This is a genomic window from Hymenobacter translucens, assembly GCF_020685205.1.
GTDB classification, from domain to species: Bacteria; Bacteroidota; Bacteroidia; order Cytophagales; family Hymenobacteraceae; genus Hymenobacter; species Hymenobacter translucens.
Map to the genome: position 1 here is coordinate 778,519 of NZ_JAJERB010000002.1, position 24,911 is coordinate 803,429.

Consider the following 24,911-nt stretch of genomic DNA (forward strand, 5'->3'; position numbering starts at 1 on the left):
GAAGCAGCTAATACGCTGAACGGTGAGCTGGTCTGGCTACCCCGCCCAGCCTTCGCGGTCGAGGGAGCGGTACTGGATAGCTTCGGCAAGGTGCTCGATGCGAATCTCGTCGGCTCCGCCCAGGTCGGCAATGGTGCGGGCTACTTTCAGAATCCGGTCGTAGGCCCGGGCGGAAAGTCCCAGTCGCTCCATCGCCGTTTTGAGCAGCACCCGCCCCGGCGCGTTGATCTGGCAGATGTCTTTGACCATCTGGGCCGGCATCATGGCATTGGAATGAATGTCGGGAAAGTCCTTGAATCGGATGGCCTGTACTTCCCGGGCCAATCGTACCCGCTCCTGGATGTCGTGGCTGGTTTCGGATTTCCGGGTTTCGGTCATCTGGTCGAAGGTGACGGGCGTCACCTCCACGTGCAGGTCAATTCGGTCGAGCAATGGGCCGCTGACCTTGTTGAGGTACTTCTGCACCACGCCCGGCCCGCACACGCACTCTTTGTCGGGGTGGTTGTAGTACCCGCAGGGGCAGGGGTTCATGCTGGCAATGAGCATGAAGTTGGCCGGAAACTCGATGCTGACCTTGGCCCGGGCAATGCTGACCCGCCGCTCTTCCAGGGGCTGGCGCATCACCTCCAGGGCGGTGCGCTTGAATTCGGGTAGCTCATCGAGGAACAGCACGCCGTTGTGAGCCAGGGAAATTTCACCGGGCTGGGGGTTGCTACCCCCGCCCACCAAAGCTACGTCGGAGATGGTGTGGTGGGGCGCACGGAACGGCCGCATGTTAAGCAGAGAGGCATTTGAGCCCAGCCTGCCCGCCACCGAATGAATCTTGGTCGTTTCCAGAGCCTCCAGCATCGTGAGGGGCGGCAGGATGCTGGGCAGACGCTTGGCCAGCATCGTCTTGCCCGCCCCGGGCGGCCCGATCATAATCACGTTGTGGCTGCCAGCCGCGGCAATTTCCAAGGCCCGCTTGATATTCTCCTGGCCCTGCACATCGGCGAAGTCGGCCGCGTACTGGTTGGCGGTATGCTCGAAAATATCCCGGGTATCGACCTTCAGGGGCTCAAGTGCCAGGCGGCCTTCGAAAAAGTCGATGGCCTGCTGCATGGTGTCGACCGGAATGATGTCGAGGTTGTTCACAATGGCGGCTTCCTGGGCGTTTTCCCGGGGCAGCAGAAACCCTTTGAAGCCTTCCTTGCGGGCCTGGATGGCAATGGGCAGCACCCCGCGAATGGGCCGGAGGGCACCGTCGAGGGCCAGTTCGCCCATGATGACGTAGCGGCTCAGCTCTTCGGTATTCAGCTGCTGGGAGGCGTGCAGGATGCCCAGGGCAATGGGCAGGTCGTAGGCCGAGCCTTCCTTGCGGATGTCGGCCGGGGCCATGTTTACCACAACCTTGGTGCGGGGCATCTTATAGCCCCGGAACTTCAGCGCGGCCTCAATCCGCTGCTGGCTTTCCTTGATAGCATTGTCGGGGAGGCCCACCACGTAAAACGAGGTGCCCTGGGTGACGACTACTTCAATGGTAATCGTGTAGGCGTTGACGCCCTGCACGGCGGAGCCGTAAGTTTTCGTTAGCATAAACCACTAGGGATAGAAACAATTAGAGCGGCTAATATAAAAGGCGCCGTCTGTTACCCGCTATACCCGGTTTATGAATCGGCCGGCTTTGCTGTCAGCTGCTCAATCAGTAGAATCAGAATGTGAATGACTTTGATGTGGATTTCCTGAATCCGGTCGGCAAAGCCGGCGTGGGGCGCCCGGATTTCCACGTCGCTCACCCCGGCCAGCAGCCCGCCGTCCTTGCCCGTCAGGCTCACTACTTGCATTCCGGCAGCCCGGGCAGCTTCAGCAGCCCGCAGCACGTTGGGCGAGTTGCCGCTGGTGCTGATGGCCAGCAGCACGTCGCCGGGGCGGCCCAGGGCTTCCACGTAGCGGCTGAACACATGGTCGTAGCCGTAGTCGTTGGCCACGCAGCTCATGTGCGACGCTTCCGTGAGGGCAATGGCGCCCAGGGCGGGCCGGTCGTGGCGGTAGCGGCCGCTGAGCTCCTCGGCAAAGTGCTGGGCGTCGCAGAGGGAGCCGCCATTGCCGCAGCTCAGGATCTTGCCCCGGGCCCGCAGCGCATCGGCCATCAGCCGGGCCGCTGCCTCAATGCGGGTGAGCGTGGCGGGGTCGGCCAGAAAACGGTCGAGCACGGTGCGGGCTTCGGTCAGCTCCGCCTGAATCAGGTCGGCAAAGGAAGGAGTCACAGGAAAAAGAAAAGGCGGGACCTGCTACCGCGCCGCTCGGTCGTCGGCCGGGGCGGAAGGGTCGATGATGTGGTTGGGGTGGCTGAGCGGAGCGTTGGCCAGGCCGGGGTCCGACTGCGGAAACACCGGAGCATGCGGCGCGTGCGGATAAGCGGCATTGGAAACGTCCGTAGTCGAGCCGTCGCGGTTCTGGCCGCCGACGGAGGGCGAAGGGGCCGCCGTTACGGGCGTAACCACAACCGGCGTGGGTTGTACGGGCGGGGCCGTGGGCTGGGGCGCCGGTACTACGCGGCTGGCCGGAGCTGCTACCGGCTGCGTTACCGGTGGGGCCACGCTACGCGTCTGCAGGTCCCGGTCGCGCTGCTCCATCTGGTGGTCGTAGAGGCGGGCTTTCAGCTCGTTGACTTTGCCCTCGTGCCGGGCCATTTCCCGGCTCAGCGTCATGTGGTGCAGGTTTTCGGTGAGCAGCTGCAAGGCCAGCAAGACCGCGCCCACTAGGAACAGCGTGTAGTAGAAGCTTTCCAGCCGGCCGCTCATTCCAAAGGTGGACATCAGCGCGTCGCGGCTGCCGGGGCTCACAATAAAGAGCAGCGCCAGCAGCAGGTACACCATGGAGAGGATGTTGACGAAACGTTTCAGGACAAGCATGTTTTTCAGAGCTAAGGGTGCAAAGAGCCGGTGGCACATCCACGCGGAGCCTGAAGGGCGGCTAAATATAGTCGTTTCCCCATTCGACGGGCCGCGGGGCCGCTCGGTAGGCGCCTAAACGCATATTCCGGCTGCCGCGTTGGCGCATCAGGCCAGCACCCCGTTGGTTTGCATCATGCTCAGGCGCTGGTAGAGTCCGCCTTCCCGGCGCTGCAGCTCCTCGTGGGTGCCACGCTCCACGATACGTCCCTGCTGGAGCACGATGATTTCGTCGGCGTGCTGCACGGTGCTCAGGCGGTGGGCAATAACCAGGGACGTGCGGTTCTGCATGAGCCGGGTCAGGGCTTCCTGCACCAGCTTCTCGCTCTCGGTGTCGAGGGCCGAGGTGGCTTCGTCCAGAATGAGGATGGGCGGGTTGCGCAGAATGGCCCGGGCAATGCTCAGGCGCTGCCGCTGCCCGCCCGAAAGCCGGGAGCCCCGGTCACCGATGACGGTCTGGTAGCCGTCGGGGCTTTGCACGATAAACTCGTGGGCGTTGGCAATCCGGGCCGCCTCGATTACCTCGGCCTCGGTAGCCTCGGTGTTGAAGCGGATGTTGTTGAAGATGGTGTCGTTGAACAGGATGCTTTCCTGGGTCACGATGCCCATCTGGTCGCGCACGGAGTGTATGGTACAGTCGCGCACTTCCACGCCGTCGATGAGCAGCTGTCCGCCGGTGGGGTCGTAGAAGCGGGGCAGCAGATCGGCCAGAGTAGATTTGCCCCCGCCCGACGGACCCACTAACGCCACCGTCTTGCCCTTGGGAATAATCAGATTGATGTCCTGAAGCACCGGCTGGTCGCCGTAGCTGAACTGCAGGTTGCGCAGCTCGATCTGGTGATGGAAGGGCGGCAGCACCCGGGCGTCGGGCTTGTCGCGGATGGTGGGCTCGGTGTCGATAATGCTCAGGGCCCGCTCCCCGGCCACCAGGCCGCGCTGAATGTTGCCGAATGCCGACGACAGCGCCTTGGCCGGCACCAGCACCTGGGAAAACAGCACGATGTACGTCACGAACGAAGCACCCTTCAGGTCCGAGGTGCCGCTCAAAATCAGCATGCCGCCGAAGTACAGCAGGCCGGCTACCACCAGCACGCCGGCAAACTCCGAGAAGGGCGAGGCCAGGTCGCGGGTGTTGTCGATGGCCCGGGACGTGCGGGCGTACAGGCTGTTCTGATCTTCAAACTTACCTTTAATGTACTGCTGGGCGTTGAAGGCCTTGATAACCCGGATGCCGCCCAGCGTCTCGTCAATCACCGACAGCATGGAGCCGAGCGTGGTTTGGCTGGTTTCGGCTTGCCGGCGCAGGCGCTTGGCCAGGCTGGCAATAATGGCCCCCGACACCGGCAGCAGAATCAGCGTAAACAACGTCAGCTTTACCGACATGTAAAACAGCACCGCGAAGTAAGCGAAGATGTAGAGCGGGTCGCGCACTACGCCGGTCAGGGTGTTGACCACGGATATTTCCACTTCCTGCACGTCGTTGGTAAAGCGCGACATCAGGTCGCCTTTGCGCTCGGAGGCGAAGTAGCCCAGGGGGAGCTGAATCACGCGGTGGTACAGGTCGCGGCGCAGGTTGCTGATAACCCGGGCCCGGATGCGGGCAATCAGGCGTAAGCTCAGGTAGCGGAACAGGTTGCTCAGAAACACCGACGCGACCAGCACCAGGCACACAAAGCTGAGCGCGCCCTGCTTGCCCCGCTCGGCCAGCACCTGGGCAAAGTAGTAGTTGAAGGTATTGGTGATGTAGTCCAGCGTCAGGGCAAAGCTGGGCAGCTGCGCCGGGGCCTGCACCTGCACCGTGCCGTTTTCATCGAACAGCACGTTCAGCAGCGGAATAAGCAGGGCCAGGTTGCCGATGCTGAAAAAGATACCCAGGACGGTATACAGCAGGTACAGCGGCAGAAAGTCGGCGTAGGGCCGGGCGTACTGCAAAAGGCGGAGGTAGGTTTTCATCGGAACGGCAAAGGTAGCGCATCTGCGAAGCTCCGGACTCAGGCGGGTCGCAGACCCGCGCGGCCGGGTACCTATTCAGACTTGAAAACCGCTACAACCTCGATCCTGCCCAAAATATGGCGGTTGAATTCGGCCAGCTCCTCGGCCGGCACCCACAACTCCTCATGCTCCCGGTTACCTACATTCTGCACCTCAAATGAAGCGGCATAGTCCGCTTCCACCGCAAAGCGAAGCACGTAGCCCACGCTGTAATAAGGCACGTTCCAGTCGCGGGCAATCTGGGTGGCATACTGCTCATTCAGCACCGGGTAAAAGATAGGCTGTTCCGGCAGGCGCGGCGGAAACTCCGTCCACCCCGACGCAGCTATTAAATCCAGTTCCTGCTGGTTTACGGGACGGTAAAGGAGCATGGCTTCCGGATCGTGGCGCATATTTTTTAGCGGCAGCCTGCAGGCCCCAAGCCGCAAGCTTTTTTGGTCGGGTTTAGTCCTAAGCTGACGTACGCTCCGCAAAGGGGCTGCCGCTACGAACGACAGATAAAGGACGACAGCAAAAAGCTTGCGGCTTGGAGTTTACTGCCTGCCGCTTAAACTCAAAACTCGTGCAGGCGTTGGGCAATGTTCCACCGGAGCCCCACCGACGTAAAGGCCTCGTTGTTGGTGATACTGCTGGACGAGGTGCTGCGGCGGACAATCTGCTTGGCATCGATCCAGAGGTTGTGCCGCAGCTGCCAGGTGGCCGTCAGGTCGCCGTGAAACAGGTTGATTTTCTCGCCCTGGCCCACCCGGTTGCCAAAATCCATCGGGTGCGGCGAGTAGGGCAGCAGCACGTTGCCGCCGTAGTTGATGACGTTACGGGCCGAGTCGCGGGTGTCGTGGCCCTGCACGGTGTAGAAGCCCTTGGCCACCACGTTCAGACGGGGCAGGGGCTGGTAGCTCACCACGCCCAGCAGCTCGTAGAGGTTGGCTCCCATCGGGTGGGCCAGGGGCTGGGCGTAGTGCTGGTAGTTGCGGTACTGGTCGGCGTGCTGGTAGGTGTAGGGCCGGATGTAGTTGAACTCGGCCTGCACATCCAGATTGCGGATGCCGGCCACGTCGAGGTACTTGGCACCCAGCTGCACGGCCTGCTTGTTGGACCACCAGCCGTTGCCGGAGCGCACCTGGCTCACGACCAGCTCGTCGAGCACCACCTGCCCGTAGATCTGGGCCGTACGCCGGATATTCCATTTGAAATCAAGACCCAGGATGGCGTTATCAGCCGAGCCGATGGCCTGTTCTACGCTCCGATAGAAGATGATCGGGTTCAGGTACTGCACTTCCAGATGGCCGCTGCGCCGCCCGAACATGACCGACTCAAACACGCCGACGTTGAAGGTAGGCGTAAGGTCGAGGCTGAGGTGGTGCAGCACCATGAATTTCTTCATATACACCGTGTCGCGTCCACTCCGCTCCCCGGTCATGTCGGCAAACAGGTTCTGGTAGTTGAACTTCCAGATCCGGGTGTTCAGCTTGAGAAAGAAGTAGGGAGCCGCGTAGTCCGACAAGATCAGGGAGCGGTAGCTGTTGCCGATGAAGTTGCGGTCGTGGCCCAGCTGCACGTTGATGTGCTTGGTGGCCGCGTAGGTGAGGTAGCCCCGGGCCGAGAGGAAGTCGTATTTGTTGGGTGCTTCGGCGGCCCCAATCACCTGCTTGTAGTACTTCCAGTAGCCTTCGTGCGGCACGATATCGTCGCGCTGAATGCGCTGCTGCACGTAGTAGGGAACGGCCATCTGGTTGTCGGCCACGAACGTGTAGAAGCCCAGGCGCCTGTCGATGGTGCCCTCCACCTGCAGACCACGGGTATTGATATACCGCAGCCCGTCGATATCCGAGTCGTAGCCGGCCTGCACCCCGATAACCGGGTTGATGCGCAGGGTAAAGCCTTCGTCGTTGACGTGAAAAAGGTCGGTCTGATTGCGGTAGTAGTTTTTCAGGAATACCCGGCGGCTACGGTTGCTGGGCAGGGTACTGTCGGTGGCCGCGTAGTTCCAGTTATCGTGCAGCAGGTACGTGGCGTTGAAGCGGTCGGAGGCCGAGAGAGACGCCAGGCCGGCACTGTCCTGCAGGATCCGCTGACCCAGGCGGGCCATGCTGGCCCGGGTAAAGGGCCGCACCGAGGTGTGCGGGTCGCTGAGCGTGTCGGGGCCGTACTTAATGGTGTAGCGGTCCATCATGCGGTACACGTCGGCATCGAGGGGCACGTAGGTGCCGCCCTGGGTTTCGCTGTAGCCTTGGCTGCCTTTGGTGGTAACCGGCGGCAGGGGCTTGTCATACACCACCCAGTTGCCGTCGCCGGTGGGCGTCTGGGCCACGGCCTGGTGGGCCAGCAGGAGGGAAGCGGTAAAAGCGGAGAGGAGAAGCGGCTTTTTCATAGGCGGTACAGCCCCGTACGCAAAAACTGCGGCCAGGTGTGCAAACCTACGCAGTTGCCCGCTATCCCAGCGCCCGGGCCGGTTCCTGCGCCCTGCATCAGCCATCTTCCGGCGTGCTGGTCGAAGCGGCAGCGTTTTTCTTGCCATTTTTAGGCTCCTGATTCACTATCCTGTGCCGCTTCGCTACCTGCGCTATTCCGAACTTAACCTCGCTGCCTGGGACGCGTGCGTGGCTTCTGCCCGGGAGGCCGTGCCCTACGCGCACTCTTGGTGGCTGCATGCCGTGGCGGGGCGCTGGGATGCGGTGGTGGAAACTGGCCCGCAGGGACAGTACGTGGCTTTGCTGCCGTTGCCGTACAAGCGCCGGCCCTGGGGCCGCGAAGCCTACCAGCCCGCTTTCACCCAGCAGCTGGGTTTGCTGAGCACCGCATCGTCGCGGCACGAGCTGCCCGAGTTCCTGACGCTGGCGGCCGGCCACTTTCCCCGCTTCTACCAGCAGCTGAACACCGGCAACGCGCTGCCCGCCCCTCCGCCCGGCTTCACCCTAAATGAGCGCCAGACGTATCTGCTCGACCTCTCACCCGCTTATGAAACGCTGCTGGCCGGTTACGCGGCCGACTACCGCCGCCGTCTGCGCCAGCTTCAGCAGCGGGCCGAGCTGCAGGTAGTCGGGACGAACTCCCTGAAAGAAGCGGCCCGGCTGTTTAAAGCCGAGAGGGGCCGGGCCGCCGGGCTCCACAAAGGGCACTACCGGCAGCTGGAATACCTGTACGGGGCATTGCGGCCCCGACACGAAGTGCAGATCTGGGAGGTTGAGCAGCCGCAGACCGGAGAGCTGCTGGCCAGCGCCCTTTTCGTGCGCCACCCCCGCCGGCTGATCTATCTGTTTGCAGCAGCTTCGGCGGCAGGCAAGCAGGCCGGAGCCCCGCTGTTGCTGCTCGACCACGAAATCCGGCTGCACGCCGGTACACCCGGACTGGTGCTCGACTTCGAAGGCAGCATGATACCGTCCATTGCCCGTTTTTTCGCCAACTTCGGCGCCACGCCGGCTTCTTACGCGGCGGTTTCCTTTCATCATAAGCCCTGGTACCTGCAATGGCTGTCCTAACCCCCGCCGACCCGCTTTCCAACCGCGTCCACGTCGTGTGCGCCGAGCCATCCATTGCCAACCACTTTCTGGCCGAGCTGCGCGACGTGAACGTGCAGAGCGACTCCCTGCGCTTCCGCCGCAACCTGCAGCGCCTGGGCGAAATCATGGCCTACCGCATCAGCGCCCACCTCAGCTATACCGACCAGACGGTAACGACGCCACTGGGGGAGTCGGTGAGCAAGCAGCTGCACGACTTCCCGGTGCTGGCCACCGTGCTGCGGGCCGGGCTGCCCTTTCACCAGGGTTTTCTGAACTACTTCGACCAGTCACCCAGCGCGTTTGCCGCCGCCTACCGCATTGAGGGCACGGCCCAGGTGCAGGTGCAGGTCGACTACCTCTCGGCTCCTTCCCTGAATGAGCGGGTGCTGATCCTGGCCGACCCGATGCTGGCCAGCGGCAAGTCGCTGGTGCAGACGTACCGGGCCATGCTGCGCTTCGGGCAGCCCCGGCAGGTGCACATTGCCGCCGTCATTGCCAGCCCGGAGGGCGTGGCGTATGTGACCCGCGAAATTCCCGAAGCCACGCTCTGGGTAGCGGCCATCGATGACCACCTGAACGAGCACGCCTACATCGTGCCGGGCCTCGGCGACGCCGGCGACCTGTCGTACGGCAGCAAGCTGTAGGGGCTGGTTTTTGGTTGTTCGTTTTTTGGTTTATGGTTATTGCTGGCGGTTTCCAGCCGCCGGGTGGACGTGCCAAAAACCGATAACCATAAACCAAAAACCACCTTACTCCCCGCCGGAAGTTGTAAATTGGTACCCGCCTTCTGCAGCAGGGCGTTGTTTCACCCAACCTGTTTTTCGCGGTCGTGCTACCTCATGTCTTAAAATACGCCTCGGTGTTCCTGCTGAGCATGGTCAAGTTTTTTGGCGGCCCCATTGCCGGGGCCGCCGCGGGGCTGCCGTTCTGCTTTACCTGGGGCCTGACGGTAGCGGGCATGATGACGACCGTGCTGGTTGTGTCGGGGGTAGGGCGGATGTGGGCCCTGCACCAGCGCAAGCGCCGCACCGAAAAGGGTAAGCCCCTGTTCAGCAAGAACAGCCGCCGCATCGTAGGCGTGTTCCGGCGCTTCGGCATGGCCGGCATTGCCTTCCTCACCCCGATTCTGTTCAGCCCCATCGGCGGCACCGTCATTGCCACCCAGCTGCACGTGCCCCGCTTCGAAATTATGCTGCACATGCTCTGGAGCGCCGTTTTCTGGGGCCTTGTGCTCACCTTCGTAGCCGTCAAGTTCAGCCACCTGCCGATTTTTCATTGAATAAGCGGCAAGCTTTTTTGGTCATTCTGATATCAGCCGTCTGCCTCTGATAGGGCAGGTTACTTTGTTTGAAACGCAAAAGCCCTTTACCAGCAATGGTAAAGGGCTTTTGCATGATTTGGCTTTTGCAGGTAGTCAGTGGGAGGTCCTTCGCAAGCTCAGGATGACAACGACAAAAAAGCTTGCAGCTTGTAGCTGATAAAAGCTATTTTTTTCGGCTGTTGCGCAGTTTGGCTGCTCCCTTGGCGGCGGGCGACTGGCTGCGGCCCTTCGAGGGGTTTTTCTTGGTTCCCTTCACGCTTCGGTTCGGGCCTTCCACATACGCTCTGCCGGTCCGCTTGTCAATATCCTTTTGAAGCGGCGTCTTCTTTTCGTGGAACGCGCCTTTGTACTCCGGGTCAGTCTTGCGGCGGCGCTCATCCACCTCCCGGTCCATGTTCTGCTGCTCCTCGAAAGGCGTTGGCATCACCTTTACTACCTCGGGCAGGGGCAACTCCTCGATTTTCTGCTGAATCAGCTCCTCGATACGGCCGATGTGGTGCATCTCGGCGTCGTTGGCGAAGGTGATGGCCGCCCCGGTGTGCTGGGCCCGGCCCGTGCGCCCGATACGGTGCACATAGTCGTCGTACATCAGCGGCACGTCGAAGTTGATGACGTGGCTGACCAGCGGCACGTCGATGCCGCGGGCGGCTACATCGGTGGCTACCAGGAAGCGCAGGTCGCCGGCCCGGAACTCGTCCATGGCGTTGATGCGGGCGTTCTGGCCCTTGTTGCCGTGGATGGCCCGCACCTCGCCCACCACTTTACGGTTCAGGAAGTGCGCCACGTTGTCGGCGTGCTCCTTGGTACGGCAGAAGATCATGACCCGGGTAAAGGTGTCCCAGTCCAGCATCAGGTACTCCAGCAGGTTGATCTTGGTGAGCAGGTTCGGCACCCGGTACAGCGTCTGGGTTACCGTCTGCGCCGGGGCGGCCGAGGGCGTCACTTCAACGCGCATCGGGTCTTCCAGGAATTCTTCGCTCAGCGTCGTCACCCGCGGCGACATCGTGGCCGAGAACAGCATGTTCTGGCGCTTGCGCGGAATCACCTCCAGGATGCGGTGGAGCTGGGGCATAAAGCCCATATCCATCATCTTGTCGGCTTCGTCCAGCACCAGCGTCTTCAGCTCTTTCAGCACCAGGTCGCCCTTCAGGTACAGCTCCAGCAGGCGGCCGGGCGTGGCAATGAGCACGTCGAGGCCCTTGGCAATGGTCTCAATCTGCGTTTTCGGCCCCAGGCCGCCGTAGATGGCGTAGATGCGCAGGTCGGTATTGACGGCCAGGGTCTTGAGGTGGGTCTCGATCTGCATGGCCAGCTCCCGGGTGGGCGCCAGGATCAGGGCGCGGGGGTGCTGGCCCTGGGCGTACTTCACCTTCATCAGCAGCGGCAGGCCGAACGCGGCGGTTTTGCCGGTGCCGGTCTGGGCGATGCCCAGCACGTCGTGGCCCGCCAGCAGCAGCGGAATGGTTTTCTGCTGCACCGGGGTTGGCGTTTCAAAGCCCGCTTCGGCCACGGCCGTCAGCAGCTGCTTGTTGAGCTTGAAATCGGCGAAGGAAACGGGGGCAGGCGACTCGGACATGACACTGAAAGGATATTGCGAATCACAAAGGTACGGTTTCGGATTCCCGGAAAGTTTCCGGTAGCTTGTCAAGCCTGAAATCAGGCGACTCAGCAACTCATTTCAATGAAAATAGATTTTACTCTCAACGACCCCCACAGCCCCAGCCTCCGCCTGGACCGCTCGGTGTGGACGGGCCGCACCAAATTGTACGCCGATGAGCAGGAGCTGCGTCAGGAGCCTAAATACGGCGCTTTTGACCAGGAATTGGCCTTCGTTGTGCCCATGTCGGATGGTAGCCGGCGCCGGCTGACTCTGAAAACCCGCTTCTACGACCCTGTGCCGGAAGCCGCAGCCCGTGCAGCTGAGCAAGCCGCTGGCGAAATGGGAGTACGTGGTAGCCTGCCTGCCCATGGTGCTGCTTATTGCCGGTGGCCTTTTAGGGGGCGGCATTGGCGCTGCCGGCACATTTGCCAACCTGAGCATCATGCGCAGTGAGCGGCCCCGGGGGCTGCGGATTGCTCTTTGCGTGGGCCTAACGCTGTTTGTCACGGCCGTGTGGGGGGCGGTGGCGGGGGTAACCCAGCAGTTGCTAAAGGCCTGAGGCGGCAGGAGTAGGGGAAGGGCAGCGTAAAAAAAAGCGGCTTTCCTTTGAAAAACCCGCCCGGAATTCTACTTTTGTCGCTCCAATACCCCACACGGTAGGTATAGCTCAGCTGGTTAGAGCGTCGGATTGTGATTCCGAAGGTCGTGGGTTCGAGCCCCATTACTTACCCCACTGAAAAGTCCCCGGCGCCCCGGGGACTTTTTTTTGTTTCTTGTGCTGTTGTTAGCACTGCAAACCTGCATGACCCCCACTTTACCCATCAGTCTATGAGCTTGGTCGTAATCGGCTCAGTGGCGTTCGACGCCCTGGAAACCCCCTTTGGCAAAACCGACAAAATCATCGGTGGCGCCGCCACCTACATCAGCCTGTCGGCTTCCTACTCGCTGAAGCCGGTGAAGCTGGTAGCCGTAGTCGGCGACGACTTTCCCCAGTCCGACATCCTGCTGCTGCAGGAGCACGGCGTCGATACCGAAGGCCTGCAGATCAAGCAGGGCGAAAAGTCGTTTTTCTGGTCGGGCATCTACTCCAAGGACCTGAACTCGCGCGAGACGCTCGTCACCGAGCTCAACGTGCTGGCCGATTTCGACCCCATCCTGCCCGATTCCTACCAAGACTGCAAGTATTTGATGCTGGGTAACCTGGCGCCCCAGGTGCAGCGCCTCGTGATTCAGCGCCTCGTGAACCGTCCCAAGCTGATTGTGATGGACACGATGAACTTCTGGATGGACATTGCCCTGGAAGAGCTTATTGCCACCATCGAGATGGTAGACGTGCTCAGCATCAACGATGAGGAAGCGCGGCAGCTGTCGGGCGAGTACTCCCTGGTAAAGGCGGCCAAGAAGATCATGGAGATGGGCCCCAAGTTTCTCATCATCAAGAAGGGCGAGCACGGCGCCCTGCTGTTCCACAAGGTCAAGGACAAGCTGAAACTGTTCTACGCCCCGGCCCTGCCCCTGGAAGAAGTATTCGACCCCACTGGCGCCGGCGACACCTTCGCGGGTGGCTTTATCGGCTACCTCGCCGCCACCGACGACATCACCTTCGATAACATGAAGCGTGCCGTGGTGCACGGCTCGGCCATGGCCTCGTTCTGCGTGGAGAAGTTCGGCACCGAGCGGCTCCTGAACCTGTCGACCGAAGAAATTGAGGCCCGGGAGCAGCAGTTTGCTGACCTCGTGGCGGTGGTACCCGTTTCGGCTGTGCAGAACGCGCAGTAAGCTGCTAATCCACTTTTTAGGATCAACCCCGCTGGCCCGTTCTGGGGCCGGCGGGGTTTCTTTATGAATAGCCAACCACAACCATTTGCCAGCCGGCCCGGTACAACGCCTAAGAACTTTCCCACTTAAGCCCCTACCGCTATGAGCAAGCACCAAGATAAAGCGCCTACCAACTCGGAGAAGTCCCACCAGCGCGCCCAGAACAAGGAAAATCAGCAAAACCAGCAGCAGGACGGCTCGGGGGCTGACCCGCAGCTGCACAAAGGCGAGCCCCACTCCAACAGCGGTGGCACCCAGATGCAGAACGTAAACCAGAACGGCCTCAACGAAGCCGGTAACCCCACCAAGAACAACACGCCGGGCGGCGGCAACAACGAGGAGCAGCGCACCTCGCCGGTCAACAAGCCCCGCAACAACCCGCAGGGCAACAACCCGATGTCGCTGGACAAGACCAACGCCGAGAAAGGCCCCGGCAGCCGAGCCGATTAATTTTAGCTCTTAGCTGATAGCCGTTAGCTTTTTGGCCTCGGATAAAACAAAAAGGTCCCGTCAGATGATTCTGATGGGGCCTTTTTTGTGCATTGATGATTAGCTGCCTGGCCGTGCCAGACAGTTGAAAGCTGACGGTTGTCAGCTACTAGCTAATAGCTTAAAACGCCTGCTTTAGCCACTTGGTGAAGCTGGCCTGCTGTTCGGGCGTGGCGTCAGGGTTCTTTTCTACCGTCAGCTTCTGCCAGTAGCGCTGCTCCGGGTTGGCCGTGAGGGTAACGGTCAGCAGGCGGTTCTGGCGAAATACGCTCAGCTCATAGGTGTCCTGCTCATCGGCCAGCAGGGTTTGCAGGTTCATGGCGACCTTGCGGCCATTCACGGCTATAATCTCGTCGTCCACGGTCAGAGCCGCGGCGGCAGGGGAGTCGGGCAGGATGTCGGTAACCTCGGTCCGCTCGTTCTTGACGGTAGTGCGGAAGCCAAACGTGCCCTCGGCCTCCGAGGCGTTTTCCTCGACCAGCAGCACGCAGCCCACCAGCTCCAGGGCCTTGCTCAGCGGCTCTTCCAGCGGGGCTGTGCCGTACACGAACTTGTCGAAGTAGGTTTTCATGTCGCGCCCGGCTACCTCATTCACGATGCGGACGTAGTCTTCTTCGGTGTAGCCGATGCCGGGCTGTCCGAATTCCAGCCACAGGCGGCGCATCACGTCGTCGAGGCTGCGCTGGTGCTGGCTCAGGCGACGCAGCGTCAGGTCGAGCAGCAGCGCCACTAGGGCGCCCTTGTGGTACACTGATACCTTGCGGTCGGGCACGCCGGGCTTGTAGCCGTCGAGCCACAGATCCATCGAGGCGTCGGCCAGCGACAGGTTGAAGCGGCCGTAATCGTCGTAATGCTTGCGCAGCACGGTGTTCAGCTCGGCAAAGTACTGTTCGGCCGTCCGCACGCCGGCCCGGGCCAGCAGGTACTCGCCGTAGTAGGTGGTGATGCCCTCGGCGATGTAGCAGGTACGGAAGTAGTTTTCCTTGGTGTAGTCGTAGGGCAGCATCTCGGCGGGCCGGATGCTCTTGATGTTCCAGGTGTGAAACAGCTCGTGGCAGCTCACGCCCAGAAACTCCTTGTACAGCCCTTCGGTCATCAGCAGCTCGGCCGGCCCCAGCGTGATGACGGTCGAGTTGGAGTGTTCCACGCCGTGGTAGTGCTTGTACGGCAGGATCTGATTAAGGAAGTGGTAGTCGGCCACCGGAAACGAGCCGAACAACGCCAGTTGCTCCTCGCTGAAAGCCGTGAAGTCCCGAATCAGCCGTGTCCAGTCGGGCGTGCACTCGCCCTGCATCCAGACGTAGAAAGGCAGGCCCTGGGCCGAGTACGTGCGATGGTCCAGCGTGGGACTGGCAATCAGCGGGCTGTCGACGAGCTGCTCGAAGTCCTGCGCCAGCAGCGTGTTCGGGCCACTCTGCGGCATTCCGCAGGCAATCTGCCAGTTTTCCGGCAAGTCCAGCGTCAGCTGGCATGGCTCCTGCTGGCGGCCCTCCACGTACATAAAGCACTGCACCCCGTTCAGGTACAGCTGGCTTTCATCGAGCCAGGAACCCCCGGCGTCCATCTGGTGGGCGTAGAAATTGTACTGCACCTGCACCGTAAGGCCGGCCGCGCCGCTGACTTCCCACCGGTCCTTGGTGAGCTTGCGCAGGGGCAGGGCGTTGGTCGAGCCGGCCCGTATGGCTGTCACGCGTTGAATCTTCTGGGCGAAGTTCTGCAGCTCGTAGCGCCCGGGCCGCCAGGCGGGCAGCTGCAGCTCCACTGCCCCGGCTTCAGCCGGCACGTCGAAAGTCAGCTGCACCTGCACGTAAAAGGTGAGCGGGTTGGCGAAGGATACGTGGTAGTGAATCATGGAGAACAGAGCGCAGAGCGGGACAGACGGGTAAAGCTAGCAGGAAGAGGCTGGAAAGGCAGCGTAGATCATACGGCGCGCAGGGGCTTGGTGATAGGGGAAACTGCCTCAATACCGCGCAGAAAGCCGCCCCGCTGAAAAACCGCGCTCAAGCATTGCCTTTTCCAAATCAAGGTCTTACCTTTGCCGGCCTTACCTGTCACTGAGTCCTTCAATATATCATGAAACGTACTTTTCAACCTTCGCAGCGCAAGCGCCGCAACAAGCACGGCTTCCGCTCCCGCATGGAGACTGTAAACGGCCGTAGCGTAATCGCCCGTCGCCGTGCCAAAGGCCGCAAGCGCCTGACCGTATCCGACGAAGGCCGTCATAAGCGCTAAGCCGCTGACGGCTACTGCCGAGCCGTTCCTGTCTGCTCCCATGCCAGGTGCGCGCCGTTTCTCGTTTCCGAAAGAAGAACATCTGTGCCGTAAGAAGCTCATCACTGAGCTCTTTGCACAGGGTTCTTCTTTTGGTTTATACCCCCTGCGGCTGATCTGGCTGCCGGCCCCAGCACCTACTGCGGCCCCGCCCCAGGTACTGATCAGCGTCTCGAAGCGCACCTTTAAGCGCGCCGTTGACCGCAACTATCTTAAGCGCCTGATTCGGGAGGCCTACCGCCTCAACAAGCACCGGCTCACCGAAGCCCCTGACGGTCACGGCGTAGGGCTGCTTGGCATTATCTATACCGGCAAGGAAAAAAAGCCTTTCTCCTTGGTGGAAAAAAAATTAATTTCAGGGCTGGAGCGTTTACTACCCGACGCAACCTCCCAGCCGGGAATGGCGTCCGTATTGTAAGCAGTATATTCCGTTTTCCGCCCCTTTATGCGTAAAAAGTATCTTGCCGGCCTCGTGCTGGGTAGCTCCGTGCTTCTGGCCTCCTTCCGAAGTGCTTCCGACAACGAGCGGTATTTCGAGATTGCGAAGAACCTCGACATCTTCGCTACGCTGTTCAAGGAGGTGAATACGTACTACGTGGACGAGATTACGCCCGCCAAGCTGGTCAAGACGGGCATCGACGCGATGCTCAAGTCGCTTGACCCCTATACCAACTACATTCCCGAGGACGATATCGAGGACTTCCGCACCATGACGACCGGGCAGTACGGCGGCATCGGGGCGGTGGTCGTGAAGCGCAACGGCAAAACGGTGGTACAGGCTGCTTACGAAGGCTACCCGGCCCAGAAAGCCGGCCTGCTTCCCGGCGACGAAATCCTGACCATCAACGGCATCGTGGTCGACAAGAAGTCGAATTCCGATATCAGCAAGCTGCTGAAGGGCCAGGCCAACTCGATTGTGAAGCTGGAAGTGACGCGCTACGGGCAGGAAAAGCCGGTACAGGTCGACATCACCCGCGACAAGATTCAGGTGGACAATGTGCCGTACTACGGTATGCTGACGCCGACTATCGGCTACTTCCAGCTGTCGGGCTTCACGGTGGATGCCGGCAAGGAAACCCGAATGGCCGTAACCAAGCTCAAGGAGATGGGCGCGAAGAAAATCGTGTTCGACATCCGCGATAACCCCGGCGGACTGCTCAACGAGGCTGTCAACATCTCCAATATCTTCGTGGACAAGGGCCTCGACGTGGTAAGCACGAAGGGCAAGGTCACGGAGTGGAACAAAACCTACAAGGCCCTGGACCAGCCCCTCGACACCCAGATTCCGGTCGTCGTGATTACCAGCAACCGTTCGGCTTCGGCTGCCGAAATCGTGTCGGGTGTGCTGCAGGACTACGACCGCGCCGTGATTGTGGGCGAGCGAACCTTCGGCAAGGGCCTCGTACAGGCCACCCGGCCCCTGTCCTACAACTCCCAGCTAAAAGTAACGACGGCCAAGTACTACATTCCGAGTGGGCGCTGCATTCAGGAAATCGACTACTCTCACCGGGCCGATGACGGCACCCTGGGCAAAGTGCCCGATTCGCTGCGCACCGCCTTTAAAACCCAGAGCGGCCGCGCCGTGTACGATGGGGGAGGAGTAGCCCCGGACGTGGAAGTGGTGGAAAAGGAAATTGCCGACATCACCCGTGTGCTGCTCACCAAGAGCTACGTATTCGACTTTGCTACCCGCTACCGGTCGGAGCACCCCTCCATTGCCCCAGCCCGGGAGTTTCAGCTTTCCGACGCCGATTACCAGAAGTTTGTGCAGTACCTGTCCGGCAAGGACATCAACTACAGCACCGACATGGAGAAGAGCCTGGCCGACATTGCCAAAAAAGCCAAGGCCGAAAAGCACTACGACGACGTGAAAAACGAGCTGGAAGCCATGCGCAAGAAGGTCTCGACCAACAAAGCCAACGACCTGACCCGCTTCAAGCCGGAAATCCGGGAGCTGCTGGAGCAGGAGATTGTGTCGCGCTACTACTTCCAGAAAGGCCAGATTGAGGCTACGTTCGACGACGACCCCAACATCCTCACGGCGCTGGCGGTCATCAATGACACGCCGCGCTACACTGCCCTGCTCAAGCCCGGCACCCCGGAAGCCAAGACCCGCCCCGAAGCCAACCGCAAGACGGCTGGCGGCAAACAATAGCTCCGCCCCGATAAACCAAGAAGCAGCCTCCGACCGGGGGCTGCTTCTTGGTTTATAACCGGTTTGAAACGAACCCAGGCAAAAGGGCGCTATACCAGTGTTAGGGTGCCGCCTACGAAGCGGTTCACGTAATCTAGGATTTCGGAGGCTACGCGGTAGCGAAACTCCTTTTCCCGCTTGTCGGTGGCGGCGACGCCCGTCTTCTTTTCCCGGACCAGGTCACTGATGCGGTCCATCGAATAATGCAGGGCATCGTAGGCCAGCTGAAGCTGGGCATTGTTCGCGTTAACCTGCTGCTTAGCGGCCAGCCGCAGCTCAATGGTGCGCATGGTAACGGCGGCCAGGCGGGTCAGGAGTTCGGTTTCCTGCTCAGTAAACTTGCGCGCTTCCCGATCAATCACGCACAAGCTGCCCAGGGTATGGCCCTGGGGGTCACGCAGGGGCACTCCGGCATAGAAACGCAGATTCAGCGACTGAGCTACCTGTGGGTTAACCAGGTCGCAGGGCTTTTTATTTAGGTCTTCGTACACCACGGGCTCTTCCTTCAGAACAGCCACCGAGCACATACTGTCTTCCCGCGGTACCTGTACCGCCCCGGGCAGGCCATAGTTGGCTTTAAAGAATACCTCGTCCTGGGTGACAAGGGAAACCAGCGCAATCGGAGTCTCGAACAGCTTGGCTACCAGGCAGGCCCAGTCGTCAAAAAGCTTTTCCGGCGCGGTGCCGGCAATAGAGTAGCGGGCCAGTGCCTGCAGCCGTTGGGGTTCGTTGGCGGGGACTAGCTTGGATTTATCAACTGGCATTTTACTTCTGGCTGGAAGCTGAGCGGCCGGAGCTACGCTCAGTACGAGGCGCCGGTACCACCGCAGCGGGGTATTTCCCGTGGGCTACAGAGCGCTGATACGGTCAGGTGTACTGTCCAGCCACTAAGGATTTGCTCACTACGGTAAACAAGAGCAAAAGTTGGGGCAAACGGATTCGAGGAAGTTTTCTCAACCTATCCGCTTCGGGCGGCCCATGCGCAAGACTGCCAGCACCGGCGTACCTTTGCCGTATGTCCACGCTGATTCTCTCTCTCGAAACCTCTTCTCCCGTTTGCTCCGTGGCTTTGCACCGCGACGGAAAGCTGCTGGGGCAGTCGGAGCTGCGGCTGGAGAAGTCGCACTCAACTCACCTGAGCGTGCTGGTTGAGCAGCTGCTCGCCAACACTCAGCACGGGCTGGCGGACCTGGCCGCGGTGGCTGTTTCGGATGGCCCAGGCTCTTACACCGGGCTCCGCATCGGGGCGGCGGCAGCCAAGGGGCTTTGCTTTGCGCTTAACATTCCGCTGCTGGCCATTAGTACGCTGCAGGCCCTGGCGTACCAGGTAGCTCAGGTTACGGCAGAAGCCGACCGGTACCGCTACTGCCCTATGCTCGATGCCCGTCGGATGGAGGTGTACAGCGGGCTGTATTCCCACACCGGCGAGGAACTGCTGGCTCCGGCCCCGCTCATTCTTGATTCCGAAACGCTGAGCGAACAATTAACCCACCACCGTTTGTTATTCTTTGGGAATGGCGCTGGCAAGTTTCAGCTCTTGGTAGCCGGGCAGCCCAATGCGGGCTTTCTGAAAGGCATAGAGCCCTCTGCCAGTGCGGTAGGAGCTCTGGCGCAGGGGGCATTCGAGCGTCAGGAGTTCCACGACGTTGCGTACTACGAGCCATTCTACTTAAAGGAAGTTCATACCACGACGCCGAAAGCCCGCTAGCTCCTGATTGGGGCCCAGGCGCCAACTGATACTAAACGTGGGTTTGCTGCCCGCATTTTCACCTTACAATTATGGAAGATCTTATCAACCGCGTTGCGCAAAGTGCGCTTACTACCTTCAACCTGGAAGAACTGATTCATCCTGGTGAGCGGGTAGTCTACGATATCAAGGACAACCTCTTCCACGGCCTGATTCTGCGGGAAAAGGACTTTCGGGAGTTTATCAAAACCCACGACTGGAGCCAGTTTGATGGAAAGAACGTGGCCATTATCTGCTCCGCCGATGCCATTGTGCCGACCTGGGCCTATATGCTGCTGGCTACCAAGCTGCAGAACCACGCCCACCGCTACGTATTCGGCAACCTCGAAGCCCTGGAGCAGGAGCTGTTCCACGAAGCCATTGCCCAGATAAATCCGGAAGACTACCGCGACGCCAAAGTGGTGGTAAAAGGCTGCGGCTCGGTTCCGGTACCTACCTACGCCTACGTCGCCATCATGCAAAAGCTGCTGCCGGTCGTATCAAGCGTAATGTACGGGGAGCCTTGCAGCACGGTACCCCTCTACAAGCGCCCGAAAGCCCAGTAAGCCGATAATTCCTGCGTGGGAAAAGTCAGTGCGCCGGTTTCCTGCCCCTCGGGTAGAAAGCCGGCGCACTGACTTTTCCGGCTTCCGATCGAGCTACATGCAAAAGGTCCGCATCTTTAGGCGCGCAAACGCCTTTCTATGTCCCAGTCATCTGCTCCCGTCTATAAAATCGGCTTGTACACGGGAGCGGCCATCGTCATTGCCAACATGGTGGGCACGGGCGTATTTACCAGCCTGGGCTTTCAGGTACTGACCATCAAAAGTGGGTTTGCCCTGCTTATGCTCTGGGTAGTGGGCGGACTTATTGCCCTGTGTGGAGCGCTTTGCTACGGTGAGCTGGCCGCGGCCATGCCCCGCTCCGGCGGGGAGTACCACTATCTGTCCCGGATTTACCATCCCGCCGTAGGCTTTCTGTCGGGTTGGGTTTCGGCTACGGTTGGTTTTGCGGCCCCCACGGCCCTGGCCGCAATGGCCCTCGGACGCTACGCCAATAGCGTGCTGCCGCAGCTGAATCCCCAGTTGCTTTCGGTGGGCGTGGTAGTGGCGCTTACGCTGGTGCACGCCTCAAGTCAGCGCGCCGGCAGCCGCCTGCAGGTAGCCTTTACGGCGGTCAAGGTAGTCGTGCTGGTCGTATTCATCGGCGCCGGATTCCTGATGTCTGCGCCCCAGCCGGTTTCCTTTGCTTCCCAGGCCCCGGCCTGGTTGGAGGTGCTGAGCCCGGCATTTGCGGTTTCGCTCGTGTATGTGTCCTACGCCTATTCGGGCTGGAACGCGGCGGTGTACATGACCGGGGAAGTGGACGCGCCCCAGCGCAACCTGCCCCGCATTCTGCTTATCGGCACGGTGGTCGTACTCGTATTATATGTCGGCCTCAACTTTATCTTTCTATACTCGACGCCCGTCGCCCGGCTGGCCGGTCAGCTGGAGGTGGGCTACGTGGCGGCTACCAGCATCTTTGGCCCTGCCATTGGCCGGTTGATGGGGGGCGTTATAGCCGTGCTGCTGGTTTCGACCGTCAGCGCCATGATTTTTGCCGGCCCCCGCATCGTGCAGGTGATGGGGGAGGACCTGCCGGGGCTGCGGGCCCTCGCGCATCGTAGCGCCCGGGGCATCCCGGTCCGGGCCATGGTGCTGCAGACCGCCCTTTCCCTGGCTTTTATCCTGACGGCAACCTTCGACCAGGTGCTGCTCTACGCTGGCTTCGTGCTCAGTCTTTTTACTTTTCTGACGGTGCTCGGACTGTTTATTCTGCGCTGGCGGCAGCCGGAGCTGGACCGACCCTACCGGGCCTGGGGCTATCCGCTCACGCCCCTGCTCTTTCTGCTGCTCAATGGCTGGACGCTCGTGTTTATTCTGCGCGACAAGCCGGTTGAGTCCCTGGCCGGGCTGGGAACGGTGCTGGTAGGGCTGGCTGTGTACTACCTGAGCCGGGGTCCGGTTGCTGGCCAACAGCCGAACGCATAGGGGAAAGGCAGTATATTTCGGCCCCTTGAAGCAAGCCGCCCGGCTTGGCCTTGTTCTTCCTTATTCTATGCACTTTTCTATCCGCTGGCTGCTCGTGCCGGCTTTAGTGGCTTCGTTTACATCCTGCTCCGAGCAGCAATCAGCTCAGGAAAACCACCAGCCTGCTACTGTTGCTGCCCTGCCCGACACTACCCGAGCTGCAGCCCCTGTACCCACCCCACCGGCTGCCCCGGATACAGCCTACGTGCACGACGTAGCCGCATTTCTGGCCGGAATGAAGCCCAGCCGCCAGAGTGAGTTGCAGGAAATAGCCCGGCAGCCCGGTTGGATGGCGTTTGCCGCCGATGCCGATAAGAGCTGGGCGCAGTACCACCGCACCCGCACCGACCGGATCCAGGAGTGGGCCACCCAGGAGCTGGATTCCGTGCGCCAGGCCAGCCCAACGGTATTTTACCCGTTCAGCGGACCTGATTTCCTGAATGCGGTAACCATGTTTCCGACCAGCCAGACGTATGTGCTGGTAGGGCTGGAGCCGGTCGGCACGGTACCAAGCCGCCAGGTTCTCGGGAATCCCCGGCTTTTCTCGGCGGTAAAAGCGTCGATCTGGTCAGTGCTCGAGTTCAGCTTTTTCCGGACCAACGACATGGCCAAAGACCTGAAGTCGGTGGAGCTGGATGGTGCTCTGCCTTTGATGATGCTCTTCGCGGCTCGTACCGGTAACCAGGTAACCGAGGTGAAGTATGTGCACCTCGATGCCCAGGGCCAGCTGCAGCCAGCTGATACGGCCAGCCATCAACCCAATCCCAAGCTTATTCCCGGCGTTGAAATGACATTTCGCGCTCCGGATGGTCAGGAAAAAAAGGCCTACTACTTTTCGGCCGACCTGAGCGACTGGAAGCTGGGCGTTACGAAGGAGGCCATCCTCACCTATGTGAAAAGCCTGGGCCCGCTGCTGACTTATGTCAAGTCGGCCACCTACCTGATGCACAAACCCTACTTCTCGAAGGTGCGCAACCTGATTCTGGAGCGCAGCCAGTACATCCTGCAGGACGACTCCGGCATTGCCATGAAGTATTTCCGCCCCACCGACTGGCAGCTGATTTACTACGGCAACTACCGCCGGCCCATCAACCTGTTCGCCAAGCACTACCAGCCCGAACTGACCAAGATCTACTCCGATACCGTGCACCGCCCGCGCCCCCTGCCGTTTGGAACCGGCTACAACTGGCGGCAAAACGATTCCAACCTGCTGCTGGCCCGCCGTCGGAATGCGCCGTCAAGCTAGCAGTATATAATAGGAGAGTCTGTGGGGGCCGGGATGTGGACATTCCAGCCCCCGCTGCGTTTACTGACTCTGGCTTTCTTTCCCTGCATTATGGCTTCTGTTCGGTTGTTGGGCTTTTACCCGCTGGTAGTGCTGTTGTACGAGCTGCTGGCTGCCGGATTTTTTGTCTCGTCACCCGTTGCTGCCCAGGCGCCAGCGCCGAATCCCACCCCAACGGATAGCCCGCTGCTCGATAGTCTGCTGCATACAGATGCGCAACTGACGGCTGTAGCGCGTCGGGCCGCTTCTTACGAGCTGCAGATTATCTATACCCAGATCAACCGGGATGCCCGAAACCAGCCTGCTTTCGTGCGCCACACCTATCGACTGGATGCCCGGCAGTATTTCAACCCGGCTAGCCTGGTAAAGCTGCCGGTCGTGGCGCTGTCGCTCGAAAAACTCAACCAGCTCCGCCAGCCGGGCCTTTCGCTGAATTCCCCTATGGCTACCGGCGTTGCTTTCCGCTGTCAGACCCCCGCGCCTCACCGGCCGGGTGCCGACGCCGAACGGGTGAACAACGTGGGGAACTATGCTCGCCGGATGCTGCTGGTTAGTGACAACACGGCCTATAACCGCCTGTATGAGTTTCTGGGGCAGCGCCCCCTGAACGAGCGGCTGTGGGCCCTGGGCTACCCGGCCGCACGGATCGTCCGCCGCTTTGCTCCCTGCGACACCGCAGCCAACCGCCACACCAACCCCATCAGCTTCTATAATAAGGACGGTGAAAAAGTGTATCAGCAGCCTGCGGCTGTTAACACCCGCTCCCTGGGCTATCCACTGGGGAGCATTCGAAAGGGGAGGGGTTATCAGTCTGGGGGACGTATTGTGGCGGAGCCCTACGATTTCACGACGGCGAATTACCTGCCTCTGGCTGACATCACCGGTATGCTACAGGCCGTGCTTTTCCCCGAAACAGTTGAGGCCAGCCGCCGCTTCAGCCTGACTTCCGCCGATTATGCGTTTCTACGCTACTACCTGCAGGCCACGCCCCATGGTTCCGGGTACCGGCCGTATGCCGCTGCGGGCTATTTTGATGCTTACAAGAAGTACCTGTACTATGGTCGCCGCCCCGAGGCCAAGGCTCAACCCGGCCTGCGTGTCTATAATATAGTAGGGATGTCCCACGGCTATCTGGCTGATGTAGCCTACTTCGCCGATTCCGTCCGGCAGACCGAGTTTATGCTGAGTGCGGTGCTGTACGTTAATAAGGATGGTATCATCAACGACGGCAGGTATGAATATGCATCAGTCGGGCTGCCTTTTTTGGCCAGGCTCGGACAAGTGGTCGGTGAGTATGAGAACCGTCGTAAACGCGTGTTTAAGCCCGATTTTGGAGCTCTGTTTACCTTCCCGTGAGCTGTTCGCAGAAAACCATTGAAATTTTTTAGATGCCCGTGAACTATCCGGGGCCGTCAAATGGTTGTATCACAGTGCGCTGAAGGGGCGGCTACGATAGAGGGGCATGAAAGGTTGAAAATATTTTTGTGCAGCCCTTGCAATCGTCAGATTCAACCCCCACTTTTGCACTCCCAATCCGAAACGCGGTGCGGAAAAAAAGACATCAACGTCTTTGAACTTCTTTCCCGGGATGGTTTGTTAAGCCCACTGTCAACGAAGCGCAATCTTCAAAAAGTTGAAAAAAGACTTGACAAACTCGACAATGGTTTCGTACCTTTGTCCTCCCGAAACGAAAGCCGCTTCCGGTAGCAAACG

23 protein-coding genes and 1 tRNA gene are annotated in these 24,911 nt (G+C 60.4%); 15 read left to right on the plus strand and 9 right to left on the minus strand.

The annotated features are described in order from the left end of the window. Window positions 1-36: 36 nt before the first annotated feature. From LJY25_RS07000 to LJY25_RS07025, 6 genes are all read right to left on the minus strand, one after another. On the minus strand, window positions 37-1,575 hold the full coding sequence (locus LJY25_RS07000; protein WP_227607588.1) for a YifB family Mg chelatase-like AAA ATPase: 1,539 nt from the start codon (window positions 1,573-1,575) through the stop codon (window positions 37-39). 71 nt (window positions 1,576-1,646) lie between these two features. Continuing rightward, on the minus strand, window positions 1,647-2,246 hold the full coding sequence (lpcA, locus tag LJY25_RS07005) for a D-sedoheptulose 7-phosphate isomerase (RefSeq protein WP_227607589.1): 600 nt from the start codon (window positions 2,244-2,246) through the stop codon (window positions 1,647-1,649). Between the two features lie 24 nt (window positions 2,247-2,270). Further along, window positions 2,271-2,894: a hypothetical protein gene (locus LJY25_RS07010; protein ID WP_227607590.1), complete on the minus strand. Its 624-nt coding sequence runs from the start codon at window positions 2,892-2,894 to the stop codon at window positions 2,271-2,273. Between the two features lie 147 nt (window positions 2,895-3,041). Continuing rightward, entirely contained in the window at window positions 3,042-4,886 is a 1,845-nt protein-coding gene (locus LJY25_RS07015) for an ABC transporter ATP-binding protein (RefSeq protein ID WP_227607591.1), read from the minus strand. Window positions 4,887-4,957: 71 nt separating this feature from the next. Further along, window positions 4,958-5,317 (minus strand): hypothetical protein, encoded by a 360-nt coding sequence (locus LJY25_RS07020; protein WP_227607592.1) that lies wholly within the window; start codon window positions 5,315-5,317, stop codon window positions 4,958-4,960. A gap of 161 nt (window positions 5,318-5,478) precedes the next feature. Then, entirely contained in the window at window positions 5,479-7,296 is a 1,818-nt protein-coding gene (locus LJY25_RS07025) for a capsule assembly Wzi family protein (RefSeq protein ID WP_227607593.1), read from the minus strand. Window positions 7,297-7,468: 172 nt separating this feature from the next. Between LJY25_RS07025 and LJY25_RS07030 the strand changes: the two genes are divergently transcribed. The 3 genes from LJY25_RS07030 (at window position 7,469) to LJY25_RS07040 (ending at window position 9,704) form a co-directional block, all read left to right on the plus strand. Next, the gene (locus LJY25_RS07030) at window positions 7,469-8,404 is read left to right on the plus strand and encodes a GNAT family N-acetyltransferase (RefSeq protein ID WP_227607594.1); all 936 of its coding nucleotides are present in this window, start codon (window positions 7,469-7,471) and stop codon (window positions 8,402-8,404) included. Then, on the plus strand, window positions 8,392-9,069 hold the full coding sequence (gene upp / locus LJY25_RS07035; RefSeq protein WP_227607597.1) for a uracil phosphoribosyltransferase: 678 nt from the start codon (window positions 8,392-8,394) through the stop codon (window positions 9,067-9,069). The genes LJY25_RS07030 and upp overlap by 13 nt, the downstream gene beginning before the upstream one ends. A gap of 230 nt (window positions 9,070-9,299) precedes the next feature. Beyond that, entirely contained in the window at window positions 9,300-9,704 is a 405-nt protein-coding gene (locus LJY25_RS07040; RefSeq protein ID WP_227607598.1) for a hypothetical protein, read from the plus strand. A 205-nt stretch (window positions 9,705-9,909) separates the two neighbouring features. Here the strand turns inward: LJY25_RS07040 and LJY25_RS07045 are convergent, their stop codons facing one another. Beyond that, the gene (locus tag LJY25_RS07045) at window positions 9,910-11,322 is read right to left on the minus strand and encodes a DEAD/DEAH box helicase (RefSeq protein WP_227607600.1); all 1,413 of its coding nucleotides are present in this window, start codon (window positions 11,320-11,322) and stop codon (window positions 9,910-9,912) included. Window positions 11,323-11,659: 337 nt separating this feature from the next. Between LJY25_RS07045 and LJY25_RS07050 the strand changes: the two genes are divergently transcribed. From LJY25_RS07050 to LJY25_RS07065, 4 genes are all read left to right on the plus strand, one after another. After that, window positions 11,660-11,905: a hypothetical protein gene (locus LJY25_RS07050; protein ID WP_227607602.1), complete on the plus strand. Its 246-nt coding sequence runs from the start codon at window positions 11,660-11,662 to the stop codon at window positions 11,903-11,905. A 97-nt stretch (window positions 11,906-12,002) separates the two neighbouring features. Then, window positions 12,003-12,079, plus strand: a tRNA-His gene (locus tag LJY25_RS07055). A 95-nt stretch (window positions 12,080-12,174) separates the two neighbouring features. Beyond that, window positions 12,175-13,125 (plus strand): PfkB family carbohydrate kinase, encoded by a 951-nt coding sequence (locus LJY25_RS07060; RefSeq protein ID WP_227607603.1) that lies wholly within the window; start codon window positions 12,175-12,177, stop codon window positions 13,123-13,125. 141 nt (window positions 13,126-13,266) lie between these two features. Further along, entirely contained in the window at window positions 13,267-13,614 is a 348-nt protein-coding gene (locus LJY25_RS07065; RefSeq protein ID WP_227607604.1) for a hypothetical protein, read from the plus strand. Window positions 13,615-13,774: 160 nt separating this feature from the next. Here the strand turns inward: LJY25_RS07065 and LJY25_RS07070 are convergent, their stop codons facing one another. Next, on the minus strand, window positions 13,775-15,505 hold the full coding sequence (locus LJY25_RS07070; RefSeq protein ID WP_227607607.1) for a M61 family metallopeptidase: 1,731 nt from the start codon (window positions 15,503-15,505) through the stop codon (window positions 13,775-13,777). Window positions 15,506-15,726: 221 nt separating this feature from the next. Between LJY25_RS07070 and rpmH the strand changes: the two genes are divergently transcribed. From rpmH to LJY25_RS07085, 3 genes are read left to right on the plus strand one after another with little or no spacing between them, the layout of a single operon-like run. Further along, window positions 15,727-15,885 (plus strand): 50S ribosomal protein L34, encoded by a 159-nt coding sequence (gene rpmH / locus LJY25_RS07075; protein ID WP_044000868.1) that lies wholly within the window; start codon window positions 15,727-15,729, stop codon window positions 15,883-15,885. A 40-nt stretch (window positions 15,886-15,925) separates the two neighbouring features. Beyond that, complete coding sequence (locus tag LJY25_RS07080) at window positions 15,926-16,342, plus strand: ribonuclease P protein component (protein WP_227607608.1); 417 nt, start codon at window positions 15,926-15,928, stop codon at window positions 16,340-16,342. A 27-nt stretch (window positions 16,343-16,369) separates the two neighbouring features. Further along, the gene (locus tag LJY25_RS07085) at window positions 16,370-18,079 is read left to right on the plus strand and encodes a S41 family peptidase (RefSeq protein WP_227607609.1); all 1,710 of its coding nucleotides are present in this window, start codon (window positions 16,370-16,372) and stop codon (window positions 18,077-18,079) included. Window positions 18,080-18,168: 89 nt separating this feature from the next. Here the strand turns inward: LJY25_RS07085 and LJY25_RS07090 are convergent, their stop codons facing one another. Next, on the minus strand, window positions 18,169-18,882 hold the full coding sequence (locus tag LJY25_RS07090) for a GAF domain-containing protein (protein ID WP_227607611.1): 714 nt from the start codon (window positions 18,880-18,882) through the stop codon (window positions 18,169-18,171). Between the two features lie 251 nt (window positions 18,883-19,133). Here LJY25_RS07090 and tsaB point away from each other — a divergent pair, with 251 nt between their 5' ends. The 5 genes from tsaB (at window position 19,134) to LJY25_RS07115 (ending at window position 24,554) form a co-directional block, all read left to right on the plus strand. Beyond that, window positions 19,134-19,826, plus strand: a complete 693-nt coding sequence (gene tsaB / locus LJY25_RS07095; protein WP_227607612.1) for a tRNA (adenosine(37)-N6)-threonylcarbamoyltransferase complex dimerization subunit type 1 TsaB — start codon at window positions 19,134-19,136, stop codon at window positions 19,824-19,826. 71 nt (window positions 19,827-19,897) lie between these two features. Next, window positions 19,898-20,410, plus strand: coding sequence for a DUF2480 family protein (locus LJY25_RS07100; protein WP_227607613.1), 513 nt, complete (start codon window positions 19,898-19,900; stop codon window positions 20,408-20,410). Between the two features lie 138 nt (window positions 20,411-20,548). Beyond that, a complete protein-coding gene (locus LJY25_RS07105) occupies window positions 20,549-21,874 on the plus strand; it encodes an APC family permease (protein ID WP_227607614.1) in 1,326 nt (441 codons plus the stop codon). Between the two features lie 67 nt (window positions 21,875-21,941). Then, window positions 21,942-23,159: a hypothetical protein gene (locus tag LJY25_RS07110; protein ID WP_227607615.1), complete on the plus strand. Its 1,218-nt coding sequence runs from the start codon at window positions 21,942-21,944 to the stop codon at window positions 23,157-23,159. Between the two features lie 90 nt (window positions 23,160-23,249). Continuing rightward, a complete protein-coding gene (locus tag LJY25_RS07115) occupies window positions 23,250-24,554 on the plus strand; it encodes a serine hydrolase (RefSeq protein WP_227607616.1) in 1,305 nt (434 codons plus the stop codon). Window positions 24,555-24,911 lie beyond the last annotated feature (357 nt).

Excerpts from the sequence above, each read along its gene's own strand:
- LJY25_RS07025 (WP_227607593.1), bottom strand. The coding sequence starts at position 7,296 with ATGAAAAAGCCGCTTCTCCTCTCCGCTTTTACCGCTTCCCTCCTGCTG.
- LJY25_RS07000 (WP_227607588.1), bottom strand. The coding sequence starts at position 1,575 with ATGCTAACGAAAACTTACGGCTCCGCCGTGCAGGGCGTCAACGCCTAC.
- upp (WP_227607597.1), top strand. The coding sequence starts at position 8,392 with ATGGCTGTCCTAACCCCCGCCGACCCGCTTTCCAACCGCGTCCACGTC.
- LJY25_RS07040 (WP_227607598.1), top strand. The coding sequence starts at position 9,300 with ATGGTCAAGTTTTTTGGCGGCCCCATTGCCGGGGCCGCCGCGGGGCTG.
- LJY25_RS07070 (WP_227607607.1), bottom strand. The coding sequence starts at position 15,505 with ATGATTCACTACCACGTATCCTTCGCCAACCCGCTCACCTTTTACGTG.
- tsaB (WP_227607612.1), top strand. The coding sequence starts at position 19,134 with ATGTCCACGCTGATTCTCTCTCTCGAAACCTCTTCTCCCGTTTGCTCC.
- LJY25_RS07080 (WP_227607608.1), top strand. The coding sequence starts at position 15,926 with ATGCCAGGTGCGCGCCGTTTCTCGTTTCCGAAAGAAGAACATCTGTGC.
- LJY25_RS07100 (WP_227607613.1), top strand. The coding sequence starts at position 19,898 with ATGGAAGATCTTATCAACCGCGTTGCGCAAAGTGCGCTTACTACCTTC.
- LJY25_RS07090 (WP_227607611.1), bottom strand. The coding sequence starts at position 18,882 with ATGCCAGTTGATAAATCCAAGCTAGTCCCCGCCAACGAACCCCAACGG.
- LJY25_RS07015 (WP_227607591.1), bottom strand. The coding sequence starts at position 4,886 with ATGAAAACCTACCTCCGCCTTTTGCAGTACGCCCGGCCCTACGCCGAC.
- rpmH (WP_044000868.1), top strand. The coding sequence starts at position 15,727 with ATGAAACGTACTTTTCAACCTTCGCAGCGCAAGCGCCGCAACAAGCAC.
- LJY25_RS07065 (WP_227607604.1), top strand. The coding sequence starts at position 13,267 with ATGAGCAAGCACCAAGATAAAGCGCCTACCAACTCGGAGAAGTCCCAC.
- LJY25_RS07115 (WP_227607616.1), top strand. The coding sequence starts at position 23,250 with ATGGCTTCTGTTCGGTTGTTGGGCTTTTACCCGCTGGTAGTGCTGTTG.
- LJY25_RS07110 (WP_227607615.1), top strand. The coding sequence starts at position 21,942 with ATGCACTTTTCTATCCGCTGGCTGCTCGTGCCGGCTTTAGTGGCTTCG.
- LJY25_RS07010 (WP_227607590.1), bottom strand. The coding sequence starts at position 2,894 with ATGCTTGTCCTGAAACGTTTCGTCAACATCCTCTCCATGGTGTACCTG.
- LJY25_RS07045 (WP_227607600.1), bottom strand. The coding sequence starts at position 11,322 with ATGTCCGAGTCGCCTGCCCCCGTTTCCTTCGCCGATTTCAAGCTCAAC.
- LJY25_RS07020 (WP_227607592.1), bottom strand. The coding sequence starts at position 5,317 with ATGCGCCACGATCCGGAAGCCATGCTCCTTTACCGTCCCGTAAACCAG.
- LJY25_RS07105 (WP_227607614.1), top strand. The coding sequence starts at position 20,549 with ATGTCCCAGTCATCTGCTCCCGTCTATAAAATCGGCTTGTACACGGGA.
- LJY25_RS07085 (WP_227607609.1), top strand. The coding sequence starts at position 16,370 with ATGCGTAAAAAGTATCTTGCCGGCCTCGTGCTGGGTAGCTCCGTGCTT.
- LJY25_RS07060 (WP_227607603.1), top strand. The coding sequence starts at position 12,175 with ATGAGCTTGGTCGTAATCGGCTCAGTGGCGTTCGACGCCCTGGAAACC.